Source organism: Chlorobaculum sp. 24CR (genome assembly GCF_004118635.1).
In the GTDB taxonomy this organism is placed as follows: domain Bacteria; phylum Bacteroidota; class Chlorobiia; order Chlorobiales; family Chlorobiaceae; genus Chlorobaculum.
Window position 1 is genome coordinate 18729 of the sequence record NZ_SDGU01000038.1, and the last position, 9503, is coordinate 28231.

The following is a 9503-nucleotide window of genomic DNA, read 5'->3' on the forward strand; positions in this document are numbered from 1 at the left end:
TGGCTATAAATCACAGAGTTGCTTCTGAAGTAAATATAACACAAAATAAGTCCTTGATTGCAAGCGCGCCGGGTTACTTTTGCTCAACAATCGCTTTCAGCGCGAGGTTCGCCGCTTCGTAGCTTTTGCAGATAACTCCTGAAAAAAAAGAGAGAAACGGGGCCGCAAGAACGCCACTGAAGGTTTCGGCGTGAACGAGTCGCGTCTTTCCTGCGTCGAGCGGATGCAACTCGAACCAGTGCTGTCCCTCCAGAAGTCCGAAAAGAAATGCAGCCCGCCAGCCGAGAAGTTCGTTTCGACGCAAACGGTCGATCCGCGCCCTGAACCGGATCGGCGGCAGCCATCCGAACCTGATGGTTATGCGAAGTTTCGCACCCGGCCCAGCCTCTCCGCTGATACGGCGCAGGCACGGATTCCATGCGCCGTAGCCGCCGAAGTCGGCGAGCGCCGCCCAGACCCGCTCAGGCGGCGCGTCGATAACAAGTTCTGTCGCGACACGCTTCATCGGGCCTCCCCCGCCCCACTCACTCGCGCCAGCCGCCGCCGACCGCGCGGTACAGGTCGGCAATCGCCGAAAGGCGGCGGCGCTGCACGTCGGCCTGCTCCAGCTCCGCCTGAAGCAGCGAGCTGTCGGCGGCAATAACTTCGAGGTAGGTCGCCATGCCGCTCTGGAAAAGCAGGCGCGAATTGCTCGCCGCCTTGCGCAATGCAGCCACGCGCTCGGCGGCTATCTTCTCCTGCTCGCCGGTTTTCTCGACCTGCACGAGCGCGTTGGAGACCTCGCCCACGGCGACAAGCAGGGTTTTCCGGAAGGTCAGCTCGGCCTGGTCGCGGCGGATTTTCGACTGTTCGTACTGCGCCTTGAGCTGGCCGTGCCGGAAGATCGGCTGGAGGAGTGTGCCCTGAAGCGCGTCGAACAGCGAGCCGGGCGTCGAGAACCACTTGCTCGACTCGATGGCGTTCAGCCCGCCCTGCGCCGTGACGATGATCGAGGGATACATCATCGCCTTGTTGACGCCGGTGAGCGCGTGCGCCTCCATCAGCGACTCCTCGGCAGCGCGCACGTCGGGGCGATTCGAGAGCAGCGCCAGCGGTACGCCAGCGCCGAGCGAGTCGGGCATCGTGAAGGGCTTGTAACCCTGGCTGCGCTTGACGGGCGCGCCGGGCATCCGTCCGGCGAGGATCGAGAGCGCGTTCTCCTGCGCCGTGCGCGACGCTTCGAGCTTCGGCAACGTGAGCCTGGCGGAGAGCAGTTGCGACTCCTGCTGATCGACGGCGAGACTCGTGACGTTGCCCGCGTCGAACTGCAAGCGCATCATCAAAAGCGTCGTGTCGGCGAGCGCGATGTTGCGGTTCGTGATGCCGATCTCTGCGTCCAGCATCTTGAGATTCCAGTACCCCTGCGCCACATTCGAGACGAGCGTCGTGCGCACGGCGCGAGCCGCGTCGGCGCTGCGCAGATACTCGGCGACGGCGGCTTTTTTGGCGTTGCGCAGCTTCGCCCAGATGTCCGCCTCCCACGACACGTTCAGTTGCGCCGTGTAGTTCCGGCTGGTGCGCTCCTGCCCTTTCGAGGCTGCCGAGCTGTTTTCCGACGCCCGCGAATAGCTCTCCGTCGCGCTGAAATCCACCGCTGGCAGGAACCACAACTTCGCCACGTCGAGCGATTTGCCCGCGTAGTCGATGTTCTTCATCGCGATCGAGAGGTCGTGGTTGTTCTCGACGGCGCTGTCGATAAGTTCGAGCAGATCGAGATCGGCGAAGAACTTGCGGTAGGGCACGGCGGCCATCTCCTTGCCCGCCTCCGCCTGCCCCGGATAGCTCGCCGGAAGTTCGACTTCGGGGCGGCGATACTCCTTCACCGGGCTGCACGCCGACAGGCCGATGGTGGCGAAAAGCGTAATCGACGACAGTTGCAGCGCGAGTTTCATGCCTTGATCGTGGTTTTTCATTCGTGCGACCCCTCCTTCTTCAACTGCTCTTCGAGCAAGGTTCCGGCTTCGACAATCTCCGCCGCAGAGCCGGTGAAACGCTCCTGCAACCCCTGGAAGGCGACGAAGAGCACCGGCACCACGAGGATGCCGAGCACCATGCCGACGAACATGCCGCCGATGGCCGACGCGCCGATGGAGTGGTTGCCCATCGCCGCCGGGCCGGTGACGAAGAGCAACGGCAACAGCCCCGCCACGAAGGCCAGCGAAGTCATCAGAATCGGGCGCAGCCTCGCTTTCGCCCCCGCCATCGCCGCCTCGACGAGCGGCATTCCGGCCACGCGCCGCTGGAGCGCGAACTCGACGATCAGGATCGCGTTCTTCGCCAAAAGACCGATCAGCATGATGATGGCCACCTGCACGTAAATGTTGTTCTCGATCCCGGCCAGCCTGATGCCGATGAACACTCCGAGCAAGCCGGTGGGAATGGAGAACATCACGGCCAGCGGCAAAAGGTAGCTCTCGTAGAGCGCCGAGAGCAGGAAATAGACGAACACCACCGAGAGCAGGAAGATGAAGAACAGGCCGCCGGAGGATTCTATCTCTTCGCGGCTCTGCCCTTTCCAGTCGTAGGTGAAGCCCACCGGAAGGCTCGTGCGCGACACCTCGTCCACCGCCTGGATCGCCTGACCCGTGCTGTAGCCGGGAGCGGGCATTGCGTTTATCGAAATGGCGTTGAAGAGGTTGAAGTGATCGACCGCGTCCGGCCCATAGACTCGCTTGAGCGTAATGACCGCGCTGACCGGCACTATCTGGCCGCTCGTGCTCTTGACGAAGATGCCGTTGAGCGAATCGGGCGTCCGGCGGTCGTTCGGCTCGGCCTGCATCACCACGCGGAAATACTTGCCGAAGCGGTTGAAGTCCGAGGCCTGCTGGCTGCCGTAATAGGCCTGGAGAACCGTCATCAGCGCCTTGACGTTCACGCCGAGATCGGCAGCCTTGACGTTGTCCACCTCAAGCTCGTACTGCGGATAGGTAGCCTTAAAGGTAGTGAAAGCCACGGCGATTTCGGGCCGCTGCATCAAGGCGCCGATGAAGCCCTTCGCCACATCCTCGAACTTGTGCAGGTCGCCGCCGCTGCGGTCTTGCAGCACCATTTCGAGGCCGCTCACCGTGCCGAAGCCGGGCACGGTCGGCATGGAGAGCGCGAAGAAGTTGGCATCCTTGATCGGCGCGAGCTTCTGGTTGACCTCCCCGAGAATCGCCTTGATGTCGCGCACCTTGCCGCGCTCTTTCAGGTCTTTGAGCTGCATGAACATCAGGCCCGCCGAGGGCGAAGAGCTGCGGGTGAGAATGTTGATGCCGGTCACGGAGATCACCTTTTTGATGGCGGGAATGGTGCGCAGAACTTTGTCCGCGCGATCCATCACCTCTTGCGTACGAGCCATCGACGCGCCGGGCGGCGTGGAGACCGAGACGATCACGAAGCCGTTGTCCTCGTCGGGAATGAAGCCGGTCGGCGTGGTTCTGAACATCCAGATCGACACGGCCGTCACCAATGCGAGGCCGATGAACGCCACCATCCGGTGACGCATGAAGTAGTCGAGAATGCCGGTGTAGCGCTGGCGAACCGCGTCGAATCCGGCATTGAACCCCTTGACGAACCGCCCTCCAATGCCGCCGAAGCGCGAGTGGCGCTCTTCGGAGTGCAGGTCGGTCAGGAAGATCGCGCAGAGCGCCGGGCTGAGGGTCAGCGCGTTGACCGCCGAGATGAGTATCGCGATGGCGAGCGTAAAGGCGAACTGGCGGTAGAACACGCCGGTCGAGCCTTCGAGGAACCCCACCGGCAAAAACACCGACGCCATGACCAGCGTGATGGTCACGATGGCCGTGGTGATTTCGCGCATCGCCGACACGGTGGCGATCTTAGCCGGATAGCCCTTCTCTTCGATCTTTGCGTGCACCGCCTCGACCACCACGATGGCGTCGTCAACGACGATGCCGATGGCGAGCACCAAGCCGAAGAGCGTCAGCACGTTGATCGAAAAGCCGAACAGGTTCATGAAAAAGAAGGTGCCGATGATCGCCACCGGCACGGCGATGGCCGGAATGAGCGTCGAGCGGAAATCCTGCAAAAAGAGGAACACCACGAGGAACACCAGCAGGAACGCCTCGATGAGCGTGTGCTGCACCTGCTCGATGGACTCATCGACCACCTTTTTGGAGCTGAAGGGAATCGAATACTCGATGCCGGTCGGGAAGTTGCGCGACGCTTTTTCGAGCACCTTGCGCAGCTCGGTCTCGACCTCGTTGGCGTTGGAGCCGGGTGCCTGATAGACCGCCATCACCACGCCCGGCTTGCCGTTGGCCTTGGCGTTGACCGTGTAGCTGTACGCGCCGAACTCGACGCGAGCGATGTCTTTGAGCCGAAGCAGCGAGCCGTCAGCGTTGGCGCGGATGACGATGTTCTCGTACTCCTCCGGCGTCTCGAACTTGCCGCGGTACTTCATCACGTACTGCATCGGCTCGCCGCTCATTTCGCCGAACGATCCCGGCGCGGCTTCGAGGTTCTGGCTCTGGATCGCCGCCGACACCTCCTGCGGCGACAGGCCGTACGCGGCCATCTGCCCGGGACGCAGCCACACGCGCATGGAGTAATCCATCTTGCCATAGACCGACACCTGCCCCACGCCCGGCACACGAGCGAGGTCATCGACGATATTGATCTTGGCGTAGTTCTGCAAAAAGGTCGCGTCGAACGCCTTGACGTTGCTCGCCAGATTGATGAGCATGATCTGGCTGTTCTGGCGCTTGATGGTCGAAACGCCGATCTGGTTCACCTCGGCGGGCAACCGGCTGGTGGCCTGCGCCACGCGGTTCTGCACGTTCACCGCCGCCTGGTCGGCATTGGTGCCCTGCTTGAAGAAGACGTTGATGGAGAGCGAGCCGTCGTTCGACGATGTGGAGGTCATGTAGGTCATGTTCTCGACGCCGTTGATCGCCTCTTCGAGCGGCGGAGCCACCGTGCGCCCCACGGTTTCGGCGTTCGCGCCGGGGTAGCTGGCCGTCACCGAAACGCTCGGCGGGGCGATGTCGGGGAAGCGGGTAATCGAGAGCTGGCTCATGCTGACCAGTCCGAGAATCACGAGAATAACCGAAATGACCGTCGCCAGAACAGGGCGGGAGATGAAACGTTCAAACATAAGCCCTGCGGTTTAACGAGCGTTCGGAGTCTGTATCGGCGGCGCGGCGGGCATCGGCTTGATGACCATGCCGTCCTGCAACTTTTCGATGCCTGCGGTCACGATCACGTCGCCCGGCTTGAGGCCGTCGCTGACGATGTAGTTCTCTTCGCTCCGGCCCGCCACGGTGATTACCTGCTTCATCACCTTGTCGCCCGCCGTCAGCAGCGTGACCATCACCTTGTCCTGAAGCTCGACCGTGGCCGCCTGCGGCACCACGATCACCTTGTCGTACTTCGAGAAAAGGCTCACCGTGCCGGAGTTGCCGCTGCGCAGAAAACCTTCGGGGTTGGGGAACGAGGCCCGCAGACCGATCGAGCCGGTCGTGGCGTCGAAATCGCCGCTGATCGATTCGAGCTTGCCGCCATGATTATAGACGGTGCCGTCCGAGAGCGTCAGTTTGACCGGCGGCACGGCCTCGATTTTCTGCTGGAGGGTCGCGCCGGGATAGAGCTTCTTGAAGTTGGCGAAACCGGCTTCGCTGATGCTGAAGACCGCGTACATCCGGCCAACGTCAGAAAGCGTGGTCAGCGCTGCCGCCTGATTTTTGGTGAGCAGATTGCCCTGCCGGTATGGAATGCGACCGATATAACCGGCCACCGGCGCTTTGATGACCGTATAACCGAGATTGATCGCCGCCGACCGGGCCACCGCCGCCGCCTGCGCCGCCTGCGCCCTTGCCGCCGCTTCCTGCGCCTTTGCCGTAGTGAGCTGCACCGGCGCGACAACCTTGTTCTCGACGAGCGGCTTGAGCTTCTCGACGTTCACTTTCGCCACCGCCGCCTGAGCCTCAGCGGCGCGCTGGGCGGCCAGCGCCGTGTTGTACTCTTCGCGGTACATCGAATCGTCGATCCTGAACAGCGGCTGCCCCTTTTTGACTATATCGCCCTCCTTGACCAGAATCGCCTGCAACATCCCGTCCACCTGCGGCCTGATCTCCGCGTCGGCCAGACCTTCGAGCCTGACGGAATAGGCAGTGGTAACAGAGGCTGAAGAGGGTTCGACTTTCATCACAGGCAGGGCGGGAGTCATCTGCTTCTGCTCGTCCTGCTTCTTGCCGCAACCCGGCAGAAGCAAAAACGAACCGAGCAAAACGCCGACGGACAGCCGGGAGAAACGGCTTCGGAGAGCAAGGATCGTGTTCATGGAGTATCGAATAACTGAAAAATGCTTTTTAACGGTGATGGACGAATCTATATAACGAAAAATCACAAGATGGATGAACACTCGTAAAAAAATCACGAAGATGTTTCCACCTTGCAAAATCATGGATTTGACGTCACTTACCGGCAATTCCCGCGCTCGAAATCGAGCAGCCATCGCTTCATCTCCGTACCGCCCCGGTACCCGCCAATCCGCCCTCCGGCAGCAACGACCCGATGGCATGGCACGATGATCGGCAGCGGATTCCGCGCGCACGCCGCCCCCGCGGCCCGCGCCGCCCCCGGCGAACCGATTGAGGCCGCCAGCTCGCCATACGAAACCGTCCGCCCGTAAGGGATACCCGCCATCACCTCCCGCACTCGCCGTGCAAAGACGCTTTCCGCGTCAGCAATGGGCAACGAAAACTCCCGCAACCGACCCGTAAACCACGCATCGAGCTGCCGGAACGCCTCATCGATCAAGGGCGAACCGGGAGCACTGACGGCCGTGGCCGGTTCGTCGTGCATGAACAAAAGTTGAGTAAGCGCGCCCCCGTGCGCCCTGACGCCGATCAGCCCGACAGGCGTCCAGCGGCAGGAAAACGAGCTGTAATTGGATAGTATGGACTCAAACATGAATGGGTTATCTCAAAAAAATGGAACAGAACAGAGATTATGGAACTATCGTACAGGCAACGCGCACTTTTTTGCCAAGCTTTCTCGGCCAGTATTTCGACAAGTCACTGTTGATACAAATCTCAATCGTTTACTGAATCAACCAGTTCCATTGATACCCCGCGCCCTCACAGCATCAGCAACCCGCCAGAAACGGGGATGTAGCAGCCGGTCACAAAACGGCTGTGGCTGGAGGCGACGGCGAGCACCACTCCTGCGATGTCTTCCGGGAGGGCGACGCGCCTGAGCGGGGCCATCTCGCCAATCATCGCTTTCTGCTCTTCAGGCAGCCAGGCGGTGGCGTCGGTGAGCGTGAGGCCGGGGGCGACCACGTTGACGCGCACACCGAAGGGGCCGACCTCCTCGGCAAGCGAGCGAACAAAGGCGTCAAGGCCCGATTTGGCGGTGGAGTGAACGATGAATCCCGGCGAGGAGTGGCGCGAGAGGGTGCTTGAAATGGCGATGATGCTGCCCGACTTCCGCTCGATCATGCCCGGCAGCACCGCCTGGCAGCAGAAAAAGATCGACTTCAGCTCGCCGGTGAGCTTGGCCTCGAACTCGTCCCAAGTGAATTCGGTGAATGGCTTGACCGGAAAGCCGATCGCGGCGTTGCTGACAAGCAGGTCAACCGGCCCGAAACGCTGCTCGACCTCGGCAACCATCGCCCGCACCTGCGCCTCGTCGCGCACATCCGCCCGGACGGCCAGCGCCTTGCCGCCAGCCTGCGTGATCTCATCGACGACGGCGCGGGCCGCGCCTTCGCTCTGGAAGTAATTGACCGCCACCGACGCCCCCTCGGCGGCAAGAAGCTTCGCCGTAGCCCGCCCGATCCCCCGGCTCGCGCCCGTCACCAATGCAACGTTGTTTTTCATATCCGTAAGTTTTGAGATTTCGTTGTACCATTCAAATATATCGAACTGAACATTGAGCAGCGACTGTCACCAGTCTGTCGTGAGATGAATAAATCCAGAGTTCAAGGGCTGTTTCGGCTCCTCCGGTTTGAACTGTCGTTCGCGGCGGGGGCTTGCGTGGTGCTGGCCGAGGTGCTGGCGCTTGGGGGTTGGCCGACGTTGCGGCTGGGGATTTTCGGATTTCTCAGTGTTTTCAGCATCGCGGCGTCGGTGCTGATTCTCAACGATGTGTTCGACATCGAGACCGACCGCATCAACGCGCCGTCGCGCCCGCTGCCTGCGGGGGTGGTGACAAAGCGCGAGGCGCTCGGCTTGTCGGTCGCCGCCGCGCTCGCCGGTTGCGCTTTGGCACTGATGATCGGGTTCAGCGCCTTCGTCGCCATCTGCGCGATGCTGCTGCTGGGCGTGCTGTACGACTGGAAGCTCAAGCGATACGGGCTTTTCGGAAATCTCGTCGTAGGGTTTTCGGTCGGCATGAGCTTCATCTTCGGCGGCATCGCGGCTGGCAATCCGTTCGAGCCGGTGGTGCTTTTTCTTGCCGTGATGACCATGCTGGTCGATCTCGGCGAGGAGATCGCGGCGGACGCGCTCGACGTCGAGGGCGACCGTCAGAGCGGCTCCCGCTCGCTCGCCATCGTGCTCGGCTCTGACAAGGCAATGCGCATCGCCACCGCCGTTTTCGCGCTGGTGATCGCGGCAAGCGCCGCGCCGTTCGCCGCCGGATGGTTCGGCTGGCCGTACCTGCCGCCGATCATCGCCTTCGACGCCATCCTCGTCTGGTCGGTCTGGCGGCTGCTCGACCCCCGGACGCCCCGGAAACTCCGCTACATCCGCCGCATCTACCTCGCCGGAACCGCCATGCTGCTCGCGCTGATAGCCATCCGGCTCGCTGCGGGGTGACGAAATTTGCTGGCCTTGGCAGCCCTCCGCCCCGCTGATTCGAGCAACGCACGAGCGGAAAACACCGCCAAAACCGGTATGTTTCTACAGAACAAGCACAAGCCGTGTCGCTCGCTGAAAAATCCTCAAGCTTTACTCATGGCATGACAAGCACCAACTCGATCCAGAAAGCGCTGCAAGCATTCGCCGCCGACTGACCGGCTCGGTCGGCCCGATTATTACTCCGGCAACAATAAATCGCAATTTCACCCATTGTAAAAGGTTGGGCTAAAGCCCTGATTTATATTGCTTTATCCGCGTACCCCGGACTAAAGTCCGGGGCAATTGTTTAAGAGTTTTAATGGCCGGAGTAATAACAGCAAAGTGTTGTGCGCTAAGAACCGTTGTTGCCACAAGAAGCAAAGTGGCGTAAAAAGACAACAATACCAACCATCCTCATCAAGGAACACCTGCAAATTCAAACGATTATCGATGCGTTTCGTTACCTTTCGTGTCAAGACAAACGCCAAAGAAGCAGGGGCTTCATGAAAAAGCGGAAAATCACCCACAGAACCACGTCCCCAACTACCAGGCATGAAAGGAGCAATCAGAAAAATCAGCATCAACGGAATAAAGGATCCTCGAAGCAGAGCTTCGAGGTATTTAGAAGAGTTGGAGCTGCTGTGAATGCAACTTTTTATACTCAATTTCTCGACCTTGACT

8 protein-coding genes are annotated in these 9503 nt (G+C 60.9%); 1 reads left to right on the forward strand and 7 read right to left on the reverse strand.

All coding sequences use genetic code 11. The features are described 5' to 3' along the window. Positions 1–73: 73 nt before the first annotated feature. From EST62_RS08565 to EST62_RS08590, 6 genes are all read right to left on the reverse strand, one after another. A complete protein-coding gene (locus tag EST62_RS08565; RefSeq protein ID WP_245153560.1) occupies positions 74–568 on the reverse strand; it encodes an SRPBCC domain-containing protein in 495 nt (164 codons plus the stop codon). Next, entirely contained in the window at positions 525–1952 is a 1428-nt protein-coding gene (locus EST62_RS08570; RefSeq protein WP_129051682.1) for an efflux transporter outer membrane subunit, read from the reverse strand. Before EST62_RS08570 ends, EST62_RS08565 begins: the two co-directional genes overlap by 44 nt. Continuing rightward, positions 1949–5134 carry an efflux RND transporter permease subunit gene (locus EST62_RS08575; RefSeq protein WP_129051683.1) on the reverse strand — a complete coding sequence of 1062 codons (3186 nt, stop codon included), beginning with the start codon at positions 5132–5134 and terminating at the stop codon, positions 1949–1951. The genes EST62_RS08570 and EST62_RS08575 overlap by 4 nt, the downstream gene beginning before the upstream one ends. A 12-nt stretch (positions 5135–5146) precedes the next feature. Next, entirely contained in the window at positions 5147–6319 is a 1173-nt protein-coding gene (locus EST62_RS08580) for an efflux RND transporter periplasmic adaptor subunit (protein WP_129051684.1), read from the reverse strand. Between the two features lie 137 nt (positions 6320–6456). After that, complete coding sequence (locus EST62_RS08585; RefSeq protein ID WP_129051685.1) at positions 6457–6951, reverse strand: methylated-DNA--[protein]-cysteine S-methyltransferase; 495 nt, start codon at positions 6949–6951, stop codon at positions 6457–6459. Between the two features lie 167 nt (positions 6952–7118). Then, positions 7119–7862 (reverse strand): SDR family NAD(P)-dependent oxidoreductase, encoded by a 744-nt coding sequence (locus EST62_RS08590; RefSeq protein WP_129051686.1) that lies wholly within the window; start codon positions 7860–7862, stop codon positions 7119–7121. Positions 7863–7946: 84 nt separating this feature from the next. On the opposite strand from EST62_RS08590, the gene EST62_RS08595 reads away from it, so the two are divergent. Continuing rightward, positions 7947–8801, forward strand: a complete 855-nt coding sequence (locus EST62_RS08595) for a UbiA family prenyltransferase (protein WP_129051687.1) — start codon at positions 7947–7949, stop codon at positions 8799–8801. Positions 8802–9109: 308 nt separating this feature from the next. On the opposite strand, the gene EST62_RS13670 is transcribed toward EST62_RS08595, so the two are convergent. Continuing rightward, positions 9110–9503 (reverse strand): hypothetical protein (locus tag EST62_RS13670; protein WP_209019428.1); only part of this gene is annotated, 394 nt, incomplete at its 5' end.